We start from the raw sequence: 23575 nt of genomic DNA on the forward strand, positions 1-23575 counted from the left end.
TAAAAGCTGAACTTTGACTGTTTAACTCTAAATCACACCATAATGAAAACACTTGCCACATTATCCATTTTGATTTTTACAGTTCTTTTTACTAGTTGCGATGAAACTAAAAGAGTAATTGACGTTGCTGGAAGCGTGCAACTAACGGGTAGTTACACTGTTTCTGCAATTAACGGAAAGAAACTTACCAATACTACAAACCCAACATTTACAATGTCTGCTTTAGACAATTCGTTCCGAGGGACAACTGGTTGTAATTCAGTTTTTGGGAATTATACCCTGAATTTGTATGCTATAGATTTTAGCGATCTTGCCGTAAGTGAAAAAATGTGTACCGAAAAAGATATTATGAAAACAGAGCGTGACTTTTTGGAGGCGCTTAATAATACAGGTTCGTACGCAATAGAGAATGGCATACTTACATTATATTCCAAAACAGACAGAGGTGTTTTGCTAAGCGCAAAAAAAGACGGAAATAATTAAAAGAGATTTATGACGATTGAAAAAATACAGGAAGAATTAATCGATGAGTTTTCAATGTTCGACGACTGGATGCAGCGTTATGAATATATGATAGATCTCGGTAAATCGCTTCCGCTGATTGACGAAAATTTAAAGAACGACGATAAACTAATAAAAGGCTGCCAGAGCAAAGTATGGCTCAATTCTGAAATGAAAGATGATAAAATCATTTTCACTGCAGATAGCGATGCCATTATTACCAAAGGAATAATTGCAATTTTAGTACGTGTTTTTTCAGATCAAAAACCACAGGCAATACTAGATGCAAATACAGATTTTATTGATGAAATCGGCCTCAAAGAACACCTTTCGCCTACTCGCGCAAATGGTTTGGTTTCAATGATAAAACAAATGAAAATGTATGCGTTGGCATATCAAACACAAGTAAATAAATAGACAAATGGAAACAGATACAAAAATAGACATGGCCGAATTGGGCGAAAAAATAATCGCCGTTATAAAAACTATTTACGATCCAGAAATTCCAGTTGATATATATGAACTCGGACTTATTTACGACGTTTTCATAAATGAAGATTACGAAGTAAAAATATTGATGACCCTTACAACTCCCAACTGTCCGGTGGCAGAAAGCCTACCAAAGGAAGTGGAAGATAAAATAAAATCGATGAAAATGATAAAAGACGCCGAAGTAGAAATAACTTTCGATCCGCCTTGGACCCAAGAATTAATGAGCGAAGAAGCTAGGCTAGAATTGGGAATGCTTTAAAAGCGTGTTCACTGTTCAGTATTCAGTGGTAGTTGCCAGTTATCCTTATTCGTAATTAACATAATCATAGCCAGAGAATCAATAGTATCAATATAATGTCTGAAGAAATTATAAATCGCGTAGCGAACAGTAAGCTTGTAACTTTTAATCTTGAGGATTTATATCCAAAAGGCGAAAGGATTGCTTTTGATATTTCGCAGTGGTTGCTGGAAGGCATTGTGCTTCGCGAAAGTGATTTTCGTGAAAAAGCAGCAACTCACGATTGGTCCCAATACGAAAATAAATATGTAGCGCTTTTTTGCAGTACAGATGCTATTGTTCCCGGTTGGGCTTATTTACTATTATCGCTTCATTTGGCTCCTTTTGCTAAAAAAGTTACTGTTGGAAGTTTAGAAGAATTGGAAAGCATTCTTTTTGCTGAAATACTTCAAAATCTAGATGTTTCAGAATATGCAGACAGAGCCGTAATTATTAAGGGTTGTGCTCATAAACCAATTCCGCAGAATGCGTATGTGCTTTTGGCTCAAAAACTTCAATCAGTTGCAAAAAGCATTATGTACGGTGAAGCCTGCTCTTCGGTTCCGCTTTTTAAAAGAAAGAAGTAGATTATTCTTTTCCCTTTTGAATTCTTAATGAGAAGGTCGAATTAACTTAATTTTTTGATAAATCCTCAAAAGTGTGAGTATTTTTGCAAAAACCAAAAATCTCATTTCAATGAAAAAACTTTTACTTCTTGCAGTACTTTTTACTGCACCAATGGTCTTAATCGCCCAAGAAGAAACCGCAAAAGATACTGTTCCAAATGGTTGGACACGTGCAGGAAATCTTTCACTATTATTTAACCAAGCCGCTTTTAATGCCGAATGGACTGGCGGTGGAACTTCCAATTATTCCGGAAACCTTTCCCTTACTTATGATTTCAACTATAAGTACAACAAAATTTCTTGGAACAATCGTTTGACTGGTGAATATGGAATAACCAAAAATAAAGACGATAAGTATTCTCGCAAAACCAACGATCGTTTGGAGTTGAATTCAATTCTGGGAAGACAGGTAAAAGAAAGCAATTGGTACTATTCATTGTTTTTCAACTTTAAAACGCAATTCGCCAAAGGTTATGAATTTAACAGCAATCTAAACCCAGAAGACGAAGGATACCGTACTGAAACTACACATATTTTATCGCCTGCTTACATTCAGTTTGGCCCAGGTATGCTTTGGAAAAAAAGCGACAATCTGTACGTAAATATTTCTCCAGCAACAGCAAAATTTATACTTGTAGACAAAGATTTCACTGCTGTAAATGAAGCCGTGCCTGGCGCGTTGGATGCTTATAACGCAAACAAATATTTCGGAGTAGATGCTAATGAAAGCAGCCGCTTCGAGTTTGGCGCTTCAGTTTCGGCTTATGCTAAATTTAATGTGATGGCTAATATTTCCGCAGAAAACATTTTGAATCTGTATTCAAATTATCTTGAAGATCCACAAAACGTAGATGTAGATTATACTTTCAACCTTGTAATGAAGGTAAATAAATACATTTCTTCAAATATAACTTTCCAAGCTATTTACGATGATAATGCCGTTCAAGGTTTTCAGATTAGAGAAACTTTGGGCGTGGGATTATCTTACGGATTCTAGTATTGAGACGTGAGACGTGAGACGTGAGACGTGAGACGTGAGACGTGAGACGAAAATAAAAAAAGCTGTCAGGAGTTGAATCTTGACAGCTTTTTTTGATTATTTAACTACAATAAAACAGGTGTTTTGTAGTGTATAGATTACTCTTCTTCTTTGTATTCGTCATATAAAAAACTGTTGTACGGAAAGCGAGTGGTGTGAATTTCCTTTACTTCTTCGTAAACTAACTTTCTGAATTCTTTAAAATTTTCTTTGTTCAATGCCGAAATAAAGATAGCGTCCCCGTTTAGTTTTGCCATCCAAGTTTGTTTCCATTCTTCCAAAGTATAATGGGCTTTGGTCTTTTCAGTTATTAAATCATCTTCTTCAATTTCCTCGGGATTATAAGCATCAATTTTATTGAAAACCATAACTGTTGGTTTGTCTGCACTTCCTATTTCCTCTAAAATTTTATCTACGGAATCAATATGATGTTCAAAAGAAGGGTGGCTAATATCTACAATATGAAGCAGTAAATCTGCCTCGCGTACTTCGTCTAACGTACCCTTAAAAGACTCCACTAATTGCGTTGGCAATTTTCTAATAAAACCAACCGTATCTGTAAGCAAAAATGGGAGGTTGCCAATTACTACTTTACGAACCGTTGTATCTAAAGTTGCAAACAGTTTGTTTTCGGCAAAAACCTCACTTTTACTGATTGCATTCATAACCGTAGATTTCCCCACGTTTGTATAACCAATTAACGCCACACGAACTAAAGATCCACGATTACCACGTTGAACCTCCATTTGACGGTCAATTTTCTTCAACTTTTCTTTTAGTAATGCAATCCTGTCGCGTACTATACGTCTATCTGTTTCAATCTCTGTTTCTCCAGGACCACGCATTCCAATACCACCACGCTGCCGCTCTAAGTGAGTCCACATACCTGTTAATCGAGGTAATAAATATTGGTACTGCGCCAATTCTACTTGCGTGCGAGCATAACTAGTTTGGGCACGCTGCGCAAAAATGTCGAGAATTAAATGGGTACGATCAATTATTTTGCAATCAAGAATCTTTTCAATATTTTTTTGTTGAGCTGGCGAAAGCTCGTCATCAAAAATGGCAACCCCTATTTCATGCTCCTCTACGAATATTCGTACCTCCTCAAGTTTTCCAGTACCTATAAAAGTCTTTGGATTAGGAACGTCCATTTTTTGAGTAAAGCGTTTTAGTACTTCGCCTCCAGCTGTGTAAGCCAAAAATTCAAGTTCATCAAGATATTCTTCAGATTTTACTTCGTCCTGAAATTTTGTAACCAGTCCGATTAATATTGCTTTTTCGTATGAAATGTCCGCTTGTTCTATCATAAAAGTGTTTATAAGACAAATGTACAAAACAGTTAGCAACACTATTTTCTACTTTACAAGCAATTAACATCATTTCGTCGATTATTATCAAAAAACGTAAAAAAGGTGAACCTTTTAATTGATGAAAATTTTATTAACAGCCTTTTTAAAAATTATAATACTCGCTAAAGCGTGTATGAAGCAGGTTATAGCCGAAATTAAACCTTCGACTCTATTTCATTTGACTTTTTGAAACATTTTTAATTGTGCATTATGGTTATGAAATACTTCAAAAATACTTATATTTCGCTGTTAAAATTTAGTTAACGATTTAAAGATATACTAATCACCAATTTAAACTATGAATAAAAAATTACTCCTCTATTCACAAAGTTGCCATTCTACTTTTACGATCAACTTTAAAGCACTCATTCCTCTAATTACACTTTTACTGTTATTCGCTACCTCTGGGCCATTGTTTGCTCAAGGAGGTGGAGGTGGAACATGTGCAGACATTCAACCATTTTGCGCAGGAAACGGTTCTCTTATTTTCGCAAACTGTAATGATCAAGATCCTAGCTGTACGCCCGATGCTGAACCTGGCCCAGATTATGGTTGTTTAGGCTCTCAACCTTATCCCGCGTGGTTTTATTTACAAATAGACCAAGGTGGAACACTTGATTTTGAAATAATTCAAAATACAGCTTTCGACGTTAACGGAAACCCAACAGGAACAGGACTAGATGTAGATTTTATAGCTTGGGGTCCATTCGCAATTGGCGATGACCTATGCGATTATACTCAGCTACAACCTATCAACCAGATTGCATGTAGCTTCTCCATAGATCCAATCGAAAATTTCACTATCCCCAATGCTCAAGCGGGAGAGATTTATGTATTGGTAATAACCAACTACGACGAGAGCCCAGGTTATATTAAACTTGGACAAACGGGTGGTAACGGTAGTACAGATTGTAACATTGTTTTTGACTGCGCCGTAACAATCAATGAAGAAGATCAAATTCTTTGCGATGTGCCAAGTTTTGAAATTACAACCACTTTTACAGGACCAATCGAAAGTTATGAGTGGTATAAAGATGGTGCAATAATTCCAGGACAAATCAGCGAAAATCTTACTGTAACCGAAACTGGAAATTATGAAGTTATTGCCAATGGCGTAAATTGTACTGTCCCTGCTAGCGACAGTGTAAACATTACACTTCTATTTGGGGGTGGTTGTACTGTTCAATCTGTTTGTGCAGGTGTTGATTTTGAAGAAAACTTCGGCACAGGAACAGGAAGGGTCTCTACACCTTTTACCAATTATACTTTTAACGGTACTACGCAAGTAGATGATGGAGAATATACAATCTCCAATACTTCGGCAGGATTAAATACTGGTTGGTTTACAGATATGGAAGACCATACCGTAGGCGATGTTGATGGACGTATGCTTTTTGTAAATGCTTCCTTCGCACCAGATGAATTTTACAGAAGAACAATCACACTAAACCAAAACATAGAATATACATTCAACGCTTGGATAACTACGGTTTACGATACAGATACTGGTATTTGTGGTGGAACTGGAATTCCTTCAAACGTAATTTTTAGAATTGAAGATCCAGCCGGAAACCTAATCGCCGAAACAAATACTGGCGATATAGAAAACGAAGCTGAGCCTAATTGGCAAGAGTTCGCTATTGTTTTCAATACTGCAAACAATACAGATGTTCAGCTGGTACTTATTAATAACTCTATTGGTGGCTGCGGAAATGATTTGGCTATTGACGATATTACGTTAAACCTACAAAACTTAGAACCACAAATTGTAACCCCACCAGACTTAACTGAGTGCGATGGTGACGGCAACGGAGTAGAAACTTTCAATTTGGAAGATCAAATCCCGACGATTTTAAATGGGCAAGATCCTGCATTGTTTAATGTTTCTTTCCACTTATCGCAGTTTGATGCTGAATCAAATCAAAATGCTATCGCAACTCCGGGAGCTTACGATAACACTTCGATTCCTGAAATTATTTATGTACGCGTAGAAAAAGCTTCAGAACCGTCTTGTTTTAGTACTGTTCTATTCCAGCTTCTTTTAAGCGAACCTGAAGATCTTGGCGGAAACTTGCCAACAGAAGTAGTATTATGTTTGGGCGACGCGTTTCCATTACTGGATGCCACCCCTATAAATCCTGATGTAGATTTAACTTTAGTTACTTACAACTGGATGGACGGAAGCGGCACAACGGTTTCTACTGATGCAACTTTTACGCCTACTTCTGGCGACACTTACAGTGTAACTGTAACGTATCCTCCTTGTAGCGAAGAAACTTTTATAGTAGATGTAATTGTAAACGATCCGCCTGTATTAGATTTAGGTCCGGATGAGATACTTTGCAACGGCTCTTCTTTTGAAATTGTGCCAGTAATTACCGGAAACACGACAGATATAACGTATTTATGGAGCACGGGTGAAACCACGCCAACTATTACGGTAAGCGAAAGCGGAACCTATACTTTAGAAATAACCGTTGGACCTTGTGTAGTATCAGATAGTATTGATATTATTATTTCAGAACCTGTTATTGTAGATTTAGGCGAAGATTTCTTAAGCTGTTTTGACACGGAAACTACGCTTACTGCTACAGTAGAAGGCGATCCGCAAAACGCAACTTACGAATGGTTTTTAGATGGAACGTTATTAACTGGCGAAACCAACCAAACACTTATTATTACACAAGTCGGAACATATTCGGTAACTGTTACAGCAGATTCGTGCACGGGAACAGACAGTGTAGTAGTTGGTTTGGAAAATATAGAAGTAGTTCTAAATGATGATTTCTTAACTTGTTTTGAATCTGAAGTAGAATTGCAAGCTAACCTGACTGTACAAAATCCTGATGCCATATACGAGTGGGGCTTTGAAGGAACTATTATAGCAGGAGAAACTAATTCCACCTTAATAATTAGTGAAGTTGGAACGTATACCGTAACGGTATTTGTTGGCAGCTGTTCTGCTACAGATAGCGTGCTAGTTTCTTATAGAGAGGATCTTGAAGTAGTAGTTAATGAAGATTTCAACACTTGTCCGAATGAACTTCAGGTGTTAACGGCTACCACGACAGAAGAAGGCGCAACCTATCAATGGTTTCTAAATGGAACACCAATTTCAAATGAAACCAACAGCACCTTAGAAATTTCTTTGGATGGTGGACTAATGGGCGCACAGACATATAGTGTAGAAATTAGTGTTGGCGATTGTACTGCTACAGATTCGGTAGATGTTACACTTTATCCTATTGGTAACTGTACAATTTCACAAGGAATTTCTCCAAACGGAGATGGTTTCAACGACACATTGGACCTTACCTTTTTAAACGATAGAACTGGAATTAGAAAGCTTCAAATTTTCAACAGATTAGGAGCGCTGGTTTTTGAACAGAACAATTACACGAACCAATGGAGAGGCCAAGATAAAAATAGCAACGACCTTTCTACTGGAACATATTTCTATGTAATTGATCTTGAAGGTAACGATGCTGTATATGGCCCACAAGCCACAGGTTGGATTTATCTTAACCAAAAAGCTAACTAACAACCATTAAATACTTTCTAACTACCAAAAAGATAAATATGAAATGCCCATTATCAATTCGCACAACAAACGAATATTTTCCGATCACAATCGGAATGGGCATTCCATCTTCCACTTTATAAAATATTTTATACAGATGAAAAAACATATATATATCCTAATTGTATTGATGGCAGGGTTGCTCTTTCAGGAAACACAAGCGCAACAAGATCCTCAATACACCCAATACATGTACAATATGAACGTGGTGAACCCTGCCTATGCTGGTTCTAAGGAAAGTCTTTCCCTCACCGCACTTTACCGAAACCAATGGTCCGGAATGGACGATAATCCTGTAACCTTCACCTTTGCGGCACATACGCCAATTAGCGACAAAATAGGACTCGGTCTTTCAGCCATTAAAGATGAATTAGGCCCCGTGAGTGAAACAAACGTTTACGCAGATTTCTCATACACTTTACAAGTTGCCAGTTCGGTAAAACTTGCTTTGGGTTTGAAGGCTGGAGTTACTTTTCACGATGTAGGCCTTTCAAGTTTAGAGCTGCAAGATCCTAACGATCCATTTTTTAATGAAGACATAAACAATACTTATCCAAACGTTGGTGCAGGTGCATTTCTTTATGGCGATAAATTTTACGTAGGCTTATCGGTTCCAAATATGCTGAAATCTGTTCACTTAGATGAAAACGGTATTAAGTACGGTTCTGAAACAAATCATTATTTCGCAACAGCGGGATATGTTTTTCAGGTTTCAGAAAACTTAAAGTTGAAGCCTTCCGTAATGGTTAAATCGGCTTTCGACGCACCAGTTTCTTACGACGGAAACCTAAACGCATTGTTTTATGATAGGTTTGAACTTGGAGCATCGTACAGACTGGACGATTCGTTTAGCGGTTTGGTTGGGTTTCAAATTAATCCAAACATTCGCATAGGCTACGCTTACGACCACGTAACCTCGGATATTAAAACAGTAGGGCCAGCATCGCACGAAGTGGTGCTAACATTCGATCTGTTCTTTAAGCCACGTATTTTACGTTCACCAAGATTCTTCTAATAACTAAAAAAACTTCATTTAAGATGAATAAAATATATACAATCCTTTTACTCATTGCGGTAAGTTCCTCTATGGTTACCGCGCAAAATAGTAAAACAAAAAAAGCCGATCAATATTACGACCGACTGCAATATACCGATGCCGCCGAAGCCTATGGAAAACTGCTGAAAAAAGGCGAAGGCAGTACCTACGTTTTTGAACGACTGGGAAATAGCTACTTCTTTATTAACAATACCGATAAGGCAGAAACCTATTATAAAAGAGTGGTTAAAAGAAAAGATGTAGATCCTGAAACGGTTTATAACTATGCGCAAGCACTGAAGGCAAACGGTAAATTCGCAGATTACAACACCTATATGAAGCAATTTGCTGAAGTGAAACCGAACGATTCTCGCGCTATCGCATTTATGAAGAATCCAGATTATCTTCCTAAAATTGTTGACGAAAGCACGAAGAAATATGCCGCAACAAATCTTGAAGCTTTAAATTCAAAATATTCAGATTTTGGAGGATTAGCTATTGGGAAAGATTTCTATTTTACTTCTGCCAGAAATACAACTCGCAAAAAGTACGGATGGAACGAAGAACCCTTTTTAGATATTTACAAAGCCACTAATATTGGTGGTGTTGAAAAGAATGAAGTATTGCTTAAAGGCGACGTAAACACAAAATACCACGAAAGCACCGTAACTATTACTGCTGACGGCAAACGCCTGTATTTTGATAGAAACGATTACCACAACGGAAAATACAAAAAGAACGAGGCAGGTATAAATCAATTAAATATTTATTATGCCGAAAACGTTGATGGCCAATGGAAAGATGTACAAACTGCACCTTTTAACAGCCACGATTATTCTACCAGTCATCCTGCATTAAGCCCAGACGGAAATACGCTTTATTTTACTAGCGATCGTCCCGGTGGAAAAGGCAAGGCAGATCTTTATAAAGTAGCAGTTGCTGCTGACGGTACTTTTGGAGCACCAATAAATTTGGGCGACAATATTAACACCGAAGGCAAAGAAGGCTTCCCATTTGTAGATGCAAATGGCACGCTTTATTTCGCTAGTGATGGACATTTAGGAATGGGCGGATTAGATGTTTTTGCAGCAAATGCAAATGGTGCTGCTTTCGGGGAAGTTAAAAACCTTGGACTTGGTGTTAACAGTAGCGAAGATGATTTTGCTTATTCTTACGATCCAGCTACGGAAGAAGGTTATGTTTCTTCTAATAGAGCTGGCGGAATGGGAAGTGATGATATTTACAAAATTAAAAAGTTAGAATTTTGTGATGTAATCCTGAATGTTATGGTAGTTGATGCCACCACAGACCAACCAATAGCTGGCGCACAATTAGACCTGTTTGACAATCTTGAAAATAAACTGAAAAGCCAAACTACGGAAACAAATGGAATAGGCAAAATAACTGCAGCCTGCGATCAAGATCACGTGGTGCAAGCGTTTAAAGCTGGTTATGAAAGTAATGCTGAAACGGTTCCATCTTCAAAAGAAGGAGAGAAAAACATTCGAATAGCGCTTCGCCCAATAGACGATATTATTGAAGGCGATTTAGTAAAATTGAATCCAATTCTTTTTGATTATGACAAACACAACATCAAACCACAAGCGGCTTTTGAGCTAGATAAGCTTGTACAATTGATGAAGAAAAACCCAGAAATGGTAATTAAAGTTGAAGGTCATACTGATAATCGCGGTTCGGATGCATACAACTTGAACCTATCTGATAGACGTGCGAAAAGTACAGTTCAGTACGTAATTTCAAAAGGAATTGCTAAAGATAGAATTAGCGGAAAAGGTTTTGGCGAAAGCAAACCAGCCGTGGATTGTGGCGCAAACTGCACCGAAGCACAACACCAAAAGAACAGACGTTCAGATTTTATTGTTGTGAAGAAATAAGCATCTAAAATCAAAACCTGGTAACCAACCAGAAAATGACCCTTGCATATTTGAGCAATCAAATATTGTGAGGGTTTTTTTTATAGTTTCATTTTAAAATAAGCCGCCGGTAGCCCTATGTAGTCGCCATCATAATCCCATTGAAAGCCTTGATTTTCCAAAATCCTTTTGGAAGCTGTGTTTTCAGGGTCAATAATGGCTATTAAATTATGAATTGTTTTAACTTCTTTTCCTAAATTAATTAATGTTTCGGCTATTTCGTTTCCGAACCCTTTTCTCCAATATTGCGGTGAGAGAACGTAACCAATTTCTGCTTCGTTATTTTCAGTCATCACCAGTTTTGAATGCCCCACAAAGTCATTATCAGTTTTTAGCGCAACTTTAAAGTGACCTATTTCACGGTGCTCAAGATTTATTTGCAACATCTTATCAAATCGTTCACGAGTTTCATCTTTGGTGAGAGGTCTGCCAGTTATCATTTTCATAACATCGGCGTTGCTTACCAATTCAAAATAGTCATCAAAATCTGCTTCGATGTAGTGGGTGAAAATTAATCTATTGGAATTCATATTGTTCAGAATTTTCATAAAAGTAATACCTTCAAATTTATTTTAAATGAAAAAATAGAAAAGACCGTCCTATCCAAAAACGGTCTTTTCACAAGTAATAATATTTCAGAAGCTATTCAACCACCGAAATATTATCTATTTGATAGGTTGTAGAAACACCGTTTGACGCTCCTAGATATTGGTATGCAATATAAACCACTTGCCCTTCGTAGGCAGAGAGATCAACATTGCCCGAAGGTGTAAATTCGGTACCATAACTACTGGTGTGTCCACTGGAAATAACGGCGTTTAAATCTGCCCAAGTAGCAGTTAAAACGTCTCCATCAAAATCTGTTGAAATTTTCACGTATAGCCCAGCGCCATCATAAAAACCATCATTTGTTTCAAAAGTTAATATTGGCGAAGAGCCGCTCGGCAAAATTAATCCTGGCGTAACCAACCAAACCTCGCAAGGATTTTCGTTTGAATTATACGCAGACATCTGCGCATATTTGTTCGAATTAAATTCTTGTACACTATATAGTTTTGCGCCTCCGTTTACATTTATGTTTGTCCATCCATCAATAGTTACGGCAACATCGGCTGGTTGACCTTCAAAATCTTCTGAAAATGGCAAGGGTAAAGCACCTCCTGTTCCACCACCGCCTTCGTCGCAACGGGTACCGTCCATTTGCACGTCATCAATATCGCGTATAAATAATTGCACATCATTATTAAAGCGGCTTAGTACAACGGTTAAAGTCCCATTGCCTTCGGGCAGCAAAATACCTTTGAAATCTGCAAAACCACTTGTTCTGAGGGAAATTAATTCGTCTTCACAGTTCTGAACATCTCTGTTTACACCGAAGGTATTATCAGGATTCGCATAATGCGCTACCCCTGCAAGTCCATCGGGAAACTGCACGTTTTCAAATTTTACCAACGTATTTAAAAGTGCCGCATTGTTATCATTATCTCCTGCTTCAGCAATAGTTACCAATTGTGGAACAAGCGAATCTGTTACGGTGGAGCGCAATATGCGTTCTTCAAAGTCATCGATATTTATTCTTCCAATTTCATCTCCATCTTGTGTACCAATTGTAGGAAGATCAGCATACTGCCCAATATACAGCCCATCTACGCGGAAATAGATTTTACGACCGGGTTCAAATTTTGTATAAAGATCTGTCGCATTGGTAGAAATAGCAACCCCAGCAGTTGGATTTTCTGGGCTATCCTGTATAACCAATGTTTTATAAAAATTACCTGTTTCATCACTTGAAATTACATAAGCTTCAATATAAAGGGCCCTACTTGACCCTTCTCCCGCCTCAATAATTTTTGGTTCATAGCCTCGGTATCGAGCTTTCACGGAAACGATGTTTTCATTTACATCTACAATGGGTTCTTCAACATTTATTTCGGGTATGCTGTAATCATCGTCATGCACACAGGAGGTCGCAATCGCTCCTAATAAAATTAGGATGCTTAACAGTTTTATGGTTATTGAATTTTTCATCTTTATAATATTTAAATGCTTTTTGCATCAATTAAAATCGGACGTAAAAGTTAACATAGTAAGTTGTTCCGTAGCCGTACCAGTATTTAGGCCCGAATACACGAGTGTCGTTTGCAGTATCTTCTGAAAGCGTTCTGTAGTTTGCACTTCGGCCTTGTTCAAAACCACCAGTTTTATATTCTTGGTCTAAAATGTTACTGATACTGGCAAAGAAGCCAAGATAATAGCTTTTAATTTTCCACGATTTTCCGCCAATTACGTTTACCAAAATATAATCGTCAAACTTTTCCTGTTTTAAAAGCTCGCGAGCAATTTCTGGATCGTAATCATTGAAAGGAATTCCATCGGTATCTAAATAAAAATTCGCCGTTCTTGTGAGTGGTGAAACATCTACATACGCATTAGAAAAATAATTTGTCGTTACGCCAAACCACCAAAAGTCTGGATCGCGATATTCAAAACCAATTTGATACGCTTGCTGAGGACCGCCAGCCACTTTGTAATTTTTTAAAGAAGACTCTCCGTAATTTACAACTCCTCCAGGAACATCAGTAAAATCATCAGATGTTAAGTAAAGTTGCGGATTGTTATTATAGGTGTTTTGTCCATAAGCCGCAGCCCCTTTCAACTTGATTGTTGGAGTTATTTGCGCTTCAATTCCAAATTCGCCACCCACATTTTTCTTATCTATCGCCGTCAACACTTCCTGCACAAAAGCGGTGGAGGCACTTCTACCGGGCACCGAAATACCGTCGGCGTAATAAAAAGAAATTTCCGAAGCATCCTGCATTAAGGTATAATAGCCCGTTAAACGTGCTTTTACAATCGGCGTGCGGAAAATGTAACCACCATCAATATGTAAATTTTTCTCTTCGGTTAAATTTATAACCGTTGCATTGTTTTGGCGTGAATTAGAAAATGAATTTCGAAGTGTTGGCGCATCGGTAAAATAAGCGCCGTTTGCTTCCAAAATATGTCTGCCAGAAATTTTAAAGGTAATTCCAGCTTTACCGCCGAATGTTGTAAAATCTAGTTTTTCACTTTCGCCGAAAGAGTTTTCAGGGAAATTTCCGTTGCGATAAAGACCTTTTCTTTGGTAGCTAGTTTTTCCAAACTTACCAGCCAAGTAAAAATCCATTTTTGAATAGGAAAATTGACCCTGTACAAAACCATTATAATCGGTTGCATCGAGTTCGAAATTGTATTTAATTTTGTCGCCCTCGCCCACAACACGGTTTGGGTTGTTTAAATCACTTTGCGATTCATCTCCAGAATTAAAGGTATCTACATCTAAATAACCATTTCCACCGAGCAAATCTATCATATTAGCGAAATTGACTGAATTTAAATTTCTATAATTCAAAGAAGCCGTTAAAGTTAAATTGTCCGTTAATTTTGAATTCAGGATAGTATTTGCTGAAAGTTGGGTGTCATCGTTTCTATCTTCGTACAAGTAGTAACGCGATGTGCCGCCATAAAAAATATTGGTTTCATACATTTCCTGCCAGTCTATTTGTCCATCATTTACAAAATTTGAATATGCTTGATAAGCACCTTCATAATTTATTCCATTAGGATCTGCGAAAAAGTAACTAGGCATTTTTTGATAATAACTAGGATCTGGATTTGGCGCATTATCATAACCCAAACGGCTGTTTCCAGTTTTTCCAAACTGATATCCTAAATTGGTATTTAACTGCGTGTTTTCTGAAATATCCCAGAAATGGTTTAACATAATTATGGGCTCTTCCACATTCTTAATTCGCGAGTTGCGAATTTCACCATCTTGTTCACCCCAATATGCATTATACCGCGTGCCTTTAAGATCGTATACTTCCTGAGTGTTTGGCGAAGATTTTCCTCTTCTATTTGGGGTATAAAAAGCTGTAAAGTTCAGACTGTTGGTTTCATTTAATCTTCTTTCCACAGAAGCAAAAAATGAATTGGCATCATACAAAGTACCATCATTAAAGCCTTCATCGGCAAAGCGTCTTGCTATTAATACAGAATATGCCCAGCCACTTGATAGTAAGCCACTGTTATAGGACCCCATAACTCTTCCGCGATAACTTCTGTTGCTCGTGGCGTACGAAATTCGTCCTCCTTGTCGATATTGAGAGGCTCTCATTATTATATTTGTAGTTCCTGCTAGAGCTCCAAACGAATATTCATTTGCAGAAATACCCATAGAAAACATTTGATTTCGTTGCACATCATTTAACCCGCCCCAGTTGGACCATTGCGGTCGCGCGTCATATAATTTATTCATTTCTAAACCATTTATAAGAATTTTTCCATCACTAGAATCATAGCCTCTTGGCCGGAAGAATGTTGTACTAAAATCATACGATGCTGCATTCAGGAAAACGTCTTTTGAAGCTTGTAACAGTCCAGAAATATTATAGGATGTACCGTCATCATCATCCAATTCGTTGTCTGATAGACTGATTACGCCAATTTGTGCTTCTATGGCAGACAAATCAACTTCCATTAAGATTGATTCCAAAGTAATGCGAGCGTTATCTTGGATTTTTATAGGTATTCTCAAAGTGACGTACCCAGATTTGGATATTTCTAAAATCTGTTCACCCTTGGGAAGACCTTGCTGTGAAAAAATAAAAGTCCCCTGGGCATTCGTAGAGGTAGAATACTTACTATTTAAAATATTAATTTGAACTTCTGAAATAGGTTCGCTAGAATTGGTATCCACAATTCTACCCATTATAATAGCATCTTGAGCGAATGTAGTTAATCCACCAAAAAATAATATGCACCCTATAAAAATGAATCGTTTCATCTTTAAAATGAATTTTAGAGGGGAGAAGTATTGGGGAGAAATTTAAGGATAGTTTATAAAATTAATAAAAAATTTAAATATTTACGAAATATTATAGTTAACTTTTTCATTTATAAACATTTACACTTATTATATGAAGCTAATTAAATTGCTATTGTTACTTTGTTTTCTTTATAATTCAATTTCATTTTCCCAATCTGAGAAAGATTATAAAGTAAATACGATTGCTTTCTATAATCTCGAGAATTTATTTGATTACGAAGACGATCCTATCACGTTCGACGATGACCGTACCCCAGAAGGGAAAGATCGTTGGACACAGGAAATATACGAAGCAAAACTGGCCAACATGGCGAAAGTTATTTCTGAAATTGGAGAAGATATAACGGGCACTTCACCAGCACTAATTGGGGTTAGTGAAATAGAAAATCGACGTGTACTCGAAGATTTACTAAACCAAAAGTCATTAGTTGAAAAAGATTACGGCATTGTTCATTTTGACAGCCCAGATCGTCGCGGTATTGATGTGGCGCTATTATACCAAAAACGGCTTTTTACCCCCACTAATTACAAAGCCTACGAACTTGTAATCTATGACGATCAAGACAGCAGTAAACGCATTTACACCAGAGATCAGTTATTGGTGAGCGGTATGTTGGATGGCGAAAAAATACACATAATTGTAAATCATTGGCCTTCGCGAAGTGGCGGAGAAGCACGTAGCAGACCAAAACGTATTAAAGCAGCAGAACTCAATAAGAGAATATTGGACTCGTTATTCAGTGAAAACCCCTATGCAAAAATTATTACCATGGGCGATCTAAATGACGACCCAACTAGCCCCAGCGTTAAAGACGTATTAAAAGCTAAAAGCGACCGCGAAAACATGGAAATTAAAGAATTGTACAATCCTATGGCCGAACTCTTCAAAAACGGATTGGGCACCTTAGCATATCGCGACAGCTGGAATCTTTTTGACCAAATTATTATTTCTACAGAATTTGCGAAAAAAGACTATTCGAGCTATCGTTTTTATAAAGCCGGAATCTTCAACAAAAATTATTTGGTAACCCCACGTGGGCAATACAAAGGCTATCCTTTCAGAAGTTTTGTGAATGGTTTTACAGGTGGGTATAGCGATCACTTTCCTGTATTTATCTATTTGATAAAAGAAAAAAAGGCTACCAATTAAAATACGTAAGCGCACGATTAATCGCGCGCTTACATATTAATTATAAAAATATTTCCATTAAAACCATTGGTTCCACGGAATTCTGCTGAGCATTAAAACTAGAGCGATAGTATAAAATATCGCTAGGGTTTTAAACTTGCCGTGCGAGAGTAATTTCTTTTTATGTTTAGAATATCCAATTGTTATGAAAATAACGGTTAAAATCATTACAAATGGATGCTCTACCGCATAGAGTCTGTATTCGGAATTCTTCATTACTTCACCCATACCAGAATTGATAATATTCTGCAGTCCCAAAGGAGAAATAAAATAGATGATTAAACCTATAAGCAGTTGAATGTGTGTTACAATAAGTGCAAATAGTGAAATTCTGAAATCTTTAGCCGCATATTCCCTTTTAGAGAAAAAACCTACGAGTGCATTAAAAGCTGCAAGTAGCAGAACAAGAAGTACTAAATAAGCCCAGTAAGAATGAATAAATTGAAAAGTTGTGTACATAGTAGATTGATTTTGTAGTGCTTCAAATATAAGGTTTATAAACAAAAAAAATGCCCCAAAAGTTTGGGGCATTTTTAGTAAACAGTCAAATGTTTTTTAGAAGTCGTAACGCAAGCTAGCATTCCAAGTTCTTCCGTTACCGTAATAGTAACCGAATGAATCTTTTTGACCTAAATACATCTCGTTTGTTGCGTTGTAAACGTTTGCTCTAAATGTAAAGTCGTTACCTCCAAAGGCAAATTTGTAAGTAATACCAGCATCAAGTACGCTGTATGCAGGTAAACGCTCTGCTTGATAAACATCGCCAGCAATTGAAGCATCAACTACATCTTCTGCATCTACGAAACCGTATAAATCTGCATAAATGTTATAATCAGCATCTATAGAAAGACCACCAATAATATTGTATTTGAAACCAAAACCGAAAGAGGTTTGTGGTGCATTACCGATTTTAGTTCCAGTTAAATCTACTGTTCCAGATTCTAACAATGCATTCGTATTGTCTTCTCTTGTTTGGAATGGTGTTTCTCCGTCATATTTCCAGTTACCAATACTACCAAAAGCTCTAAACATAAAATCGCTTGAGTAACGGTATTTACCTTCAAATTCAAAACCTTTGTGAACTTGAGTAATATCAGTAAATCTTTGGTAACGATCTTTTTGTTCAACTGGGTTAGAAGATGTTGGATCTGCTTCAATAAATCCTCCAGAAAGGAAACGGTTACCCCAAGTGGTGTAATATCCGTTTAAATCTAAGCTAAATTTACCAGCACGAATTCTATAACCAACTTCAAGGCCTAAAATTTCCTCGTTGTCAATTTCGTTTTCACCTTCAAGAATATAGTTTGAATTTCTGATGTCTGTGAAAATGTTATCTAAGAAAGGTTGTCTTGAGTAGTAACCTGCATTTGCGAAAAGAGTGCTGTTTTCTACAATTGTGTAGCCCATACCCCCTTTAACATTGTAGCCAATTTTATTTACTTTTTCAGATTTTCCAAGACCATTAACGCCTTCTACTTCTGAACCTTCAGCACGACCTTCTCTTTGGTAGCTTTGTGTAGAAACTGCTCCTTGAACAAAGGCTGAAAAGTTATCTGTTTTATATTCAGCTTGACTGAAACCACCTATGTAGTTGATGTATTCTGAATAGTCATAATTGAAACGTTGTCCTTCGTCTGCAGAGTTAAATAATGCAGCCCAAGGATCAGCTTCAAATGTTTCGCTTATTACGTAATCACTATCTCTAGAATCACCGTAACCAAAGTTATCTGCATACCCTTGAAGACCTAAAAGGTTGTTCATTTGGTACCAGTGGCTTCCTTTGTACAAACGTGAATCAAGACCAACGTTTAATGTAAAGTTATCGCTTACTGCACTTTCAAGATTTGTAAGGAAACCGAACCAGTTATGATTGTTAACAGACATTCTTCTTGCAAGCGAACCTGAGCCAAAGCCTCCAATTCCGTTGTCAGCGCCTTCAATGTTACTGTCTATAATAGCGTTGAAATCTATTTCGCCATTATTATCGCGAATAATGTTTCTTGAGCTACCTGCAGGTCCTGTTCCACCACCGCGACCAAAAGAAGCGTAAGCAACAGAAGACAAGTTAGTTTTCTCACTTATAGTCCAATCCCAGTTAAGGTTAACGATTGGCTTGTGATAGTAATTTCTTCTAATAGTATATCTCTCACCATCTAAAAATCCAGAGTTGCTGTTGTAGCGTTTTCCGTATTGATCATAATCTTCCAAAGATTTTGAGAAGTTCTGATCGTGCCATTGTGGAGCACCTGTTAACAAGAAGTTGAAGGAATGCTTATCACTTGGCACATAACCCACTCCAATAAAATAATTTTGACCTTGTCCAGCTGTACCCAATGAATATTTATTATGTGCTTGCCAGTGGTCAAGTAAAAATGAGTAAGCCCATTTTCCTTTTAAACCAGAGTCGTAGCTTATAGTTCCTTTAAAGTAACTATCGTTACCAGTCATAAAACGTGCAAAACCACCTTCTTTTCTACCCGCAGCGCGAGATACAATGTTTACTGTTCCACCTACTGATGAAATAGCCAGTTTTGATGAGCCCAAACCACGTTGAACTTGAATTGCATTTGCAACGTCTGATATACCAGACCAGTTAGACCAGTACATTCTACCATCTTCCATTCCGTTAATTGGTTGCCCGTTTAAAAGGAATGCTGTGTTTGTTTGATCGAAACCACGTAAAAACATTTGTGAATCTCCAAAACCACCAGCTTGGTTAGAAACGTACACACTAGGAGTACTTTTTATTGCCTCTGGAAATTCTACGTTTCCAACTGCTTTTGCCTGAATTTCAGCTGCAGAGATTGTAGAAACCGCGATTGGAGTTTGACGGTCTTTTGCTAAGTCAATAATTCCTCTACCTACAATTACTACTTCTTCAAGAGCATCTGCATCTACTGTAATTTTAATGTTGCCAATTACAGCAGTTGTACCTACAGCTTTAAAAGGAACTTTTTCAATGGTATACCCAATGTATGAAATGGTAAGTGTACCCGTTTTAGCAGAAGTTTGTAATGTAAAGTTTCCGTCAAAATCGGTAATGGCACCATTTGTTGTGCCAGTTTCAACCACATTGGCTCCTGCCAATGGACTGTTAGATTCAGAATCGATTACTGTTCCAGTAACCGTAGTTTGTGAAAAAGCGGCAAAACCGCCTAGTAAAAAAACAAGAAGTAAAAGTTTTCTCATGAATTTAAATTTTAGGTTTAAAAATTTCGGCAAAAATACAATCTTATCTAATTTCTCGCCAACAAAAGTCATTAAGATATCATTAAGAAAAATACTTTAGTTTAAAGATAAAATTTAAAGGATAAAAGGTTGAATTATCGAGAGTTAATTAATAACAACGTTATTAACATGTTAAGGTTATGACAAATTTAAAAAACAATACAGTCTAATTTTTCCTTCAGCGGACGCAGATTTGCGAAATATTGCTCGTGTAGATTCTTAGCAAGTGGTTGCGAAAAAGGAGTATCTTCTTTAAAAGGATCTACTTCTTTTCCATTTTTCCAGAAACGATAGCAAACATGAGGACCACCGGTATTTCCCGTCATACCAATCCAACCAATCACATCTCCTTGGCTTACGTGCTGGCCTACTTTTACATTACGAGCTTTCATATGTAAGTACTGGGTTTCATAGGTGCCGTTATGCCGTATTTTTACATAGTTGCCATTTCCACCCTTTCTTTCAGATTTTGTAATAACTCCGTCTGCAGTAGCTAATATTGGGGTTCCGATGGCCGCTGCGAAATCTGTACCACGGTGCGGACGTAATTTGAAACCGTAATATTTTATACGTCGTGTAAGGTTATATCGCGAAGATATTCTGCTAAATTGAACCGGTGCCTTTAGAAATGCACGTTTTAAGTTATTTGCTTTTTCATCGTAATAGCCAGTTATTTTCCCCAAAGAATCTGAAGAAAACTTAAAGGCATAAAGCTTTTTGCCACCATGCTCAAAGTAAGCAGCCTTTATTTCCTTAAGCCCACCGGGAATGGTATCGTCTATAAATTTTTCGGTATAAACTACTTTAAAACGATCTCCAGGTTGTAGTTTAAAAAAGTTGATAGTCCAAGCATAAATGTTCGCTAACTGATCAGACATATAAGGACTCAAATTCTGTTCCTCCATAGTTGCCGAAAGCGAACTAGTAATTATACCTGAAGCTTCTCTTTCTTCATAACGAACCGGTTTTTGGCTATTATAAATACTTAAGTTGTTTCTAAAATCTACAACCGCATAATCCACTTTATTAGATTCGTATATAAAAACTTGGGTACGGTTTAAGGAGTCTTTGGAGTTGAGCAGCACATAAGGTTTACCAACTATAATTCTACGAACATCAAAGCTATCGCGGAATTTGGTAGCTACCTCCATTATTTTATCTTGTGGAACACCGTTTGCAAAAAGTATATCGCCAAAGGTATCGCCTTTACGAATAGTGTCTCTTACAACATTAAAATCGTTTAAAATATAACCGTATTGCTCTATTGTTGCTTCTTGTGCAATTTCATTAGGATCGGCATCGTCATCTTTTGTTTTTTCACAAGCGGTAGTAAGTAGGATAAGGGTTAGTACAGCTAAAATTAATTTCTTCAATGTTGGGGTGTTTTCTGTATTATTTATTCTTAATCTGCAATTATTTTAAAGGAGTGTTGCAATCCTTTGAATTCGGTTAAAGTTGCTTTTAAGGAACCAACCGCCAAATCTGCTTTTATAAGCAACGGTATTTTGTTTTTATCATCACTAACCCAAACAGTTAGACTTTCCTTTTCCTTAAAAACGCGACCAGACTGAACGTATGGTCTAAAAATAAGCGTTTGGACACGCCCAAAATTAGTGTCTAAAATTTCTTTTCCAAGGAATTTTAACCTGAATTTGAAATTTTCTTGATCAAAAAACATATTCATCTCAATCACGTCTCCTTTTTTTATGTTTTCGGTGTCTAAATGGTTCCGAAGATAATAAAAAGCCGAGATCATGTCTTGGGTATCTTCGGGAAACGAAAATACACTAGTTTCATTGCTCTTTTTGTCGTTTACTGTAGCTTTTTTTGTAGAATGATTAAAATCTATCTCAATATCTTTGGTGTAACCACCTTCATCAATTTTGCGAATAAAACGATATGGAATATCCTTTTGCTTGTCTATATACGATTGGTAATCGTCCTTTACTTTAAAAAACCACTTTGACACGCCTACTGTTTCACCATAGCCCTTAACGTGAAAAACTTCCTTTCCTTTAATTGTAGAATTATTCACCTTGAGCGTTGCATAACCTGCGGTTACAAAGCCATAATGTACGCGGAATTTAAAATATTCTCCATCGCCATAAGATCTTTCTTGTGCAGATAAAGAAACGAAATTGCCTAAAAGAATTAAAACCGCGAACAGCTTTTTCATAGATATAACTTAAGGGGGTTTTTAATGATTCTAGGAATTACAACTACCATTCCAAAAAAAATAAAACCCCACCTTGAATAAGACGATGGGGTTTCAATAATGTTACATAACTATAGCGTTCCTCGTTGTTCTTGCTCGCGTTCTATAGATTCAAAAAGCGCTTTAAAGTTTCCAGCTCCAAAACCTTTTGCACCCATTCGCTGAATTATTTCGAAAAACAATGTTGGTCGGTCCTCCAAAGGTTTTGTGAAAATTTGAAGTAAGTATCCATCTTCGTCGGCATCTATCATAATTGAAAGTCTTTTTAGCTCGTTGATGTCTTCCTTCATCATTTTCATATGGTCACCCAATCTGCGTGGAATATCATCATAATACGATTGCGGTGGCGGGGGTAAAAATTCAATTCCGCGATCTTTCAATTGACTTACAGTTTTAATAATATCATCTGTTGCAACAGCTAAATGCTGCACTCCCGAATCTTCATAAAAATCTAGATATTCTTCAATCTGCGATTTCTTTATGCCTTTGGCCGGTTCATTAATAGGAAATTTTATACGTCCGTTACCATTGCTCATCACTTTACTCATCAACGCCGAATATTCGGTGTGAATCTGCTTATCGTCAAACGAAAGGAAATTTACAAAGCCCATAACGTCTTCGTACCACTTTACCCATTTATTCATTTGACCCCAACCTACGTTGCCAACCATATGATCTATATATTTTAAACCAGTTGGAGTTGGATTGTAATCGCTTTTCCATTCACGGAAACCTGGTAAAAATGCACCGTTGTAGTTTTTGCGTTCCACGAACATATGCACTGTTTCGCCGTAGGTGTAAATTCCGCTTCGCACAACTTCACCGTGTTCGTCTTTTTCAACGGTGGGCTCCATAAAGGGTTTTGCACCGCGTTTTGTAGTTTCTTCAAAAGCACTTGTAGCGTCATCTACCCAAAGGGCAATAACTTTTACGCCGTCGCCATGCTTTACAATATGATCGTTAATAGGAGATTTACTGGTTAATGGTGTGGTAAGCACAAGTTTTATTTTATCCTGTGTTAAAACATAGCTCACAGAATCGCGCGAACCAGTTTCTAAACCTTTATAAGCATGAGACTGAAAGCCAAAAGCTGTTTTATAAAAATGTGCAGATTGTTTTGCGTTTCCAACGTAGAATTCTACGTAGTCTGTTCCCAATAATGGCAGAAAATCTTCTGCTCCTTCAAATATTTTCTCCAGTCCGTAATCGACCGATTTTATTTCTTTGCTCATAATTAAA

General features: G+C 37.1%; 18 protein-coding genes. 9 read left to right on the top strand and 9 right to left on the bottom strand.

Features of this window, described 5'->3' with window-relative positions; all coding sequences use genetic code 11:
• The first annotated feature begins 42 nt into the window (after positions 1-42).
• The 5 genes from AC3RVG_RS03975 (at position 43) to AC3RVG_RS03995 (ending at position 2893) form a co-directional block, all read left to right on the top strand.
• Positions 43-483, top strand: a complete 441-nt coding sequence (locus AC3RVG_RS03975; protein ID WP_489690149.1) for an META domain-containing protein — start codon at positions 43-45, stop codon at positions 481-483.
• A gap of 9 nt (positions 484-492) precedes the next feature.
• The gene (locus tag AC3RVG_RS03980) at positions 493-918 is read left to right on the top strand and encodes a SufE family protein (protein WP_489690150.1); all 426 of its coding nucleotides are present in this window, start codon (positions 493-495) and stop codon (positions 916-918) included.
• Between the two features lie 4 nt (positions 919-922).
• On the top strand, positions 923-1252 hold the full coding sequence (locus tag AC3RVG_RS03985; protein WP_489690151.1) for a DUF59 domain-containing protein: 330 nt from the start codon (positions 923-925) through the stop codon (positions 1250-1252).
• A 95-nt stretch (positions 1253-1347) separates the two neighbouring features.
• Positions 1348-1857 (top strand): DUF2480 family protein, encoded by a 510-nt coding sequence (locus tag AC3RVG_RS03990; RefSeq protein ID WP_489690152.1) that lies wholly within the window; start codon positions 1348-1350, stop codon positions 1855-1857.
• Positions 1858-1966: 109 nt separating this feature from the next.
• Positions 1967-2893: a DUF3078 domain-containing protein gene (locus tag AC3RVG_RS03995; protein WP_489690153.1), complete on the top strand. Its 927-nt coding sequence runs from the start codon at positions 1967-1969 to the stop codon at positions 2891-2893.
• A 140-nt stretch (positions 2894-3033) separates the two neighbouring features.
• Here AC3RVG_RS03995 and hflX read toward each other — a convergent pair whose 3' ends face one another.
• Complete coding sequence (gene hflX / locus AC3RVG_RS04000) at positions 3034-4245, bottom strand: GTPase HflX (RefSeq protein ID WP_489690154.1); 1212 nt, start codon at positions 4243-4245, stop codon at positions 3034-3036.
• A gap of 340 nt (positions 4246-4585) precedes the next feature.
• On the opposite strand from hflX, the gene AC3RVG_RS04005 reads away from it, so the two are divergent.
• From AC3RVG_RS04005 to AC3RVG_RS04015, 3 genes are all read left to right on the top strand, one after another.
• On the top strand, positions 4586-7828 hold the full coding sequence (locus AC3RVG_RS04005; protein WP_489690155.1) for a T9SS type B sorting domain-containing protein: 3243 nt from the start codon (positions 4586-4588) through the stop codon (positions 7826-7828).
• A 136-nt stretch (positions 7829-7964) separates the two neighbouring features.
• Positions 7965-8882 carry a PorP/SprF family type IX secretion system membrane protein gene (locus AC3RVG_RS04010; protein WP_489690156.1) on the top strand — a complete coding sequence of 306 codons (918 nt, stop codon included), beginning with the start codon at positions 7965-7967 and terminating at the stop codon, positions 8880-8882.
• A gap of 23 nt (positions 8883-8905) precedes the next feature.
• On the top strand, positions 8906-10798 hold the full coding sequence (locus tag AC3RVG_RS04015; RefSeq protein WP_489690157.1) for an OmpA family protein: 1893 nt from the start codon (positions 8906-8908) through the stop codon (positions 10796-10798).
• A gap of 80 nt (positions 10799-10878) precedes the next feature.
• On the opposite strand, the gene AC3RVG_RS04020 is transcribed toward AC3RVG_RS04015, so the two are convergent.
• The 3 genes from AC3RVG_RS04020 to AC3RVG_RS04030 all read right to left on the bottom strand — a co-directional run bounded on the left by AC3RVG_RS04020 (position 10879) and on the right by AC3RVG_RS04030 (position 15662).
• On the bottom strand, positions 10879-11367 hold the full coding sequence (locus AC3RVG_RS04020) for a GNAT family N-acetyltransferase (protein ID WP_489690158.1): 489 nt from the start codon (positions 11365-11367) through the stop codon (positions 10879-10881).
• 112 nt (positions 11368-11479) lie between these two features.
• A complete protein-coding gene (locus AC3RVG_RS04025; RefSeq protein ID WP_489690159.1) occupies positions 11480-12865 on the bottom strand; it encodes a DUF5689 domain-containing protein in 1386 nt (461 codons plus the stop codon).
• Positions 12866-12896: 31 nt separating this feature from the next.
• Entirely contained in the window at positions 12897-15662 is a 2766-nt protein-coding gene (locus AC3RVG_RS04030) for a carboxypeptidase-like regulatory domain-containing protein (protein WP_489690160.1), read from the bottom strand.
• A 133-nt stretch (positions 15663-15795) separates the two neighbouring features.
• On the opposite strand from AC3RVG_RS04030, the gene AC3RVG_RS04035 reads away from it, so the two are divergent.
• Positions 15796-16854, top strand: coding sequence for an endonuclease/exonuclease/phosphatase family protein (locus AC3RVG_RS04035; protein ID WP_489690161.1), 1059 nt, complete (start codon positions 15796-15798; stop codon positions 16852-16854).
• A gap of 57 nt (positions 16855-16911) precedes the next feature.
• On the opposite strand, the gene AC3RVG_RS04040 is transcribed toward AC3RVG_RS04035, so the two are convergent.
• The 5 genes from AC3RVG_RS04040 to hppD form a co-directional block, all read right to left on the bottom strand.
• On the bottom strand, positions 16912-17352 hold the full coding sequence (locus AC3RVG_RS04040; protein ID WP_489690162.1) for a hypothetical protein: 441 nt from the start codon (positions 17350-17352) through the stop codon (positions 16912-16914).
• Positions 17353-17448: 96 nt separating this feature from the next.
• Entirely contained in the window at positions 17449-20082 is a 2634-nt protein-coding gene (locus tag AC3RVG_RS04045) for a TonB-dependent receptor (RefSeq protein WP_489690163.1), read from the bottom strand.
• Between the two features lie 188 nt (positions 20083-20270).
• Positions 20271-21494: a M23 family metallopeptidase gene (locus AC3RVG_RS04050; RefSeq protein WP_489690164.1), complete on the bottom strand. Its 1224-nt coding sequence runs from the start codon at positions 21492-21494 to the stop codon at positions 20271-20273.
• Positions 21495-21523: 29 nt separating this feature from the next.
• Positions 21524-22297 (bottom strand): DUF3108 domain-containing protein, encoded by a 774-nt coding sequence (locus AC3RVG_RS04055; protein ID WP_489690165.1) that lies wholly within the window; start codon positions 22295-22297, stop codon positions 21524-21526.
• Positions 22298-22407: 110 nt separating this feature from the next.
• Positions 22408-23568, bottom strand: a complete 1161-nt coding sequence (gene hppD / locus AC3RVG_RS04060; RefSeq protein WP_489690166.1) for a 4-hydroxyphenylpyruvate dioxygenase — start codon at positions 23566-23568, stop codon at positions 22408-22410.
• Between the last annotated feature and the right edge of the window lie 7 nt (positions 23569-23575).

Source organism: Aequorivita sp. IT1282 (genome assembly GCF_058068205.1).

Bases quoted from the DNA above. Each gene is read 5' to 3' on its own strand.
- AC3RVG_RS03975 (WP_489690149.1), top strand. From the start codon at position 43: ATGAAAACACTTGCCACATTATCCATTTTGATTTTTACAGTTCTTTTT.
- AC3RVG_RS03980 (WP_489690150.1), top strand. From the start codon at position 493: ATGACGATTGAAAAAATACAGGAAGAATTAATCGATGAGTTTTCAATG.
- AC3RVG_RS03985 (WP_489690151.1), top strand. From the start codon at position 923: ATGGAAACAGATACAAAAATAGACATGGCCGAATTGGGCGAAAAAATA.
- AC3RVG_RS03990 (WP_489690152.1), top strand. From the start codon at position 1,348: ATGTCTGAAGAAATTATAAATCGCGTAGCGAACAGTAAGCTTGTAACT.
- AC3RVG_RS03995 (WP_489690153.1), top strand. From the start codon at position 1,967: ATGAAAAAACTTTTACTTCTTGCAGTACTTTTTACTGCACCAATGGTC.
- hflX (WP_489690154.1), bottom strand. From the start codon at position 4,245: ATGATAGAACAAGCGGACATTTCATACGAAAAAGCAATATTAATCGGA.
- AC3RVG_RS04005 (WP_489690155.1), top strand. From the start codon at position 4,586: ATGAATAAAAAATTACTCCTCTATTCACAAAGTTGCCATTCTACTTTT.
- AC3RVG_RS04010 (WP_489690156.1), top strand. From the start codon at position 7,965: ATGAAAAAACATATATATATCCTAATTGTATTGATGGCAGGGTTGCTC.
- AC3RVG_RS04015 (WP_489690157.1), top strand. From the start codon at position 8,906: ATGAATAAAATATATACAATCCTTTTACTCATTGCGGTAAGTTCCTCT.
- AC3RVG_RS04020 (WP_489690158.1), bottom strand. From the start codon at position 11,367: ATGAATTCCAATAGATTAATTTTCACCCACTACATCGAAGCAGATTTT.
- AC3RVG_RS04025 (WP_489690159.1), bottom strand. From the start codon at position 12,865: ATGAAAAATTCAATAACCATAAAACTGTTAAGCATCCTAATTTTATTA.
- AC3RVG_RS04030 (WP_489690160.1), bottom strand. From the start codon at position 15,662: ATGAAACGATTCATTTTTATAGGGTGCATATTATTTTTTGGTGGATTA.
- AC3RVG_RS04035 (WP_489690161.1), top strand. From the start codon at position 15,796: ATGAAGCTAATTAAATTGCTATTGTTACTTTGTTTTCTTTATAATTCA.
- AC3RVG_RS04040 (WP_489690162.1), bottom strand. From the start codon at position 17,352: ATGTACACAACTTTTCAATTTATTCATTCTTACTGGGCTTATTTAGTA.
- AC3RVG_RS04045 (WP_489690163.1), bottom strand. From the start codon at position 20,082: ATGAGAAAACTTTTACTTCTTGTTTTTTTACTAGGCGGTTTTGCCGCT.
- AC3RVG_RS04055 (WP_489690165.1), bottom strand. From the start codon at position 22,297: ATGAAAAAGCTGTTCGCGGTTTTAATTCTTTTAGGCAATTTCGTTTCT.
- hppD (WP_489690166.1), bottom strand. From the start codon at position 23,568: ATGAGCAAAGAAATAAAATCGGTCGATTACGGACTGGAGAAAATATTT.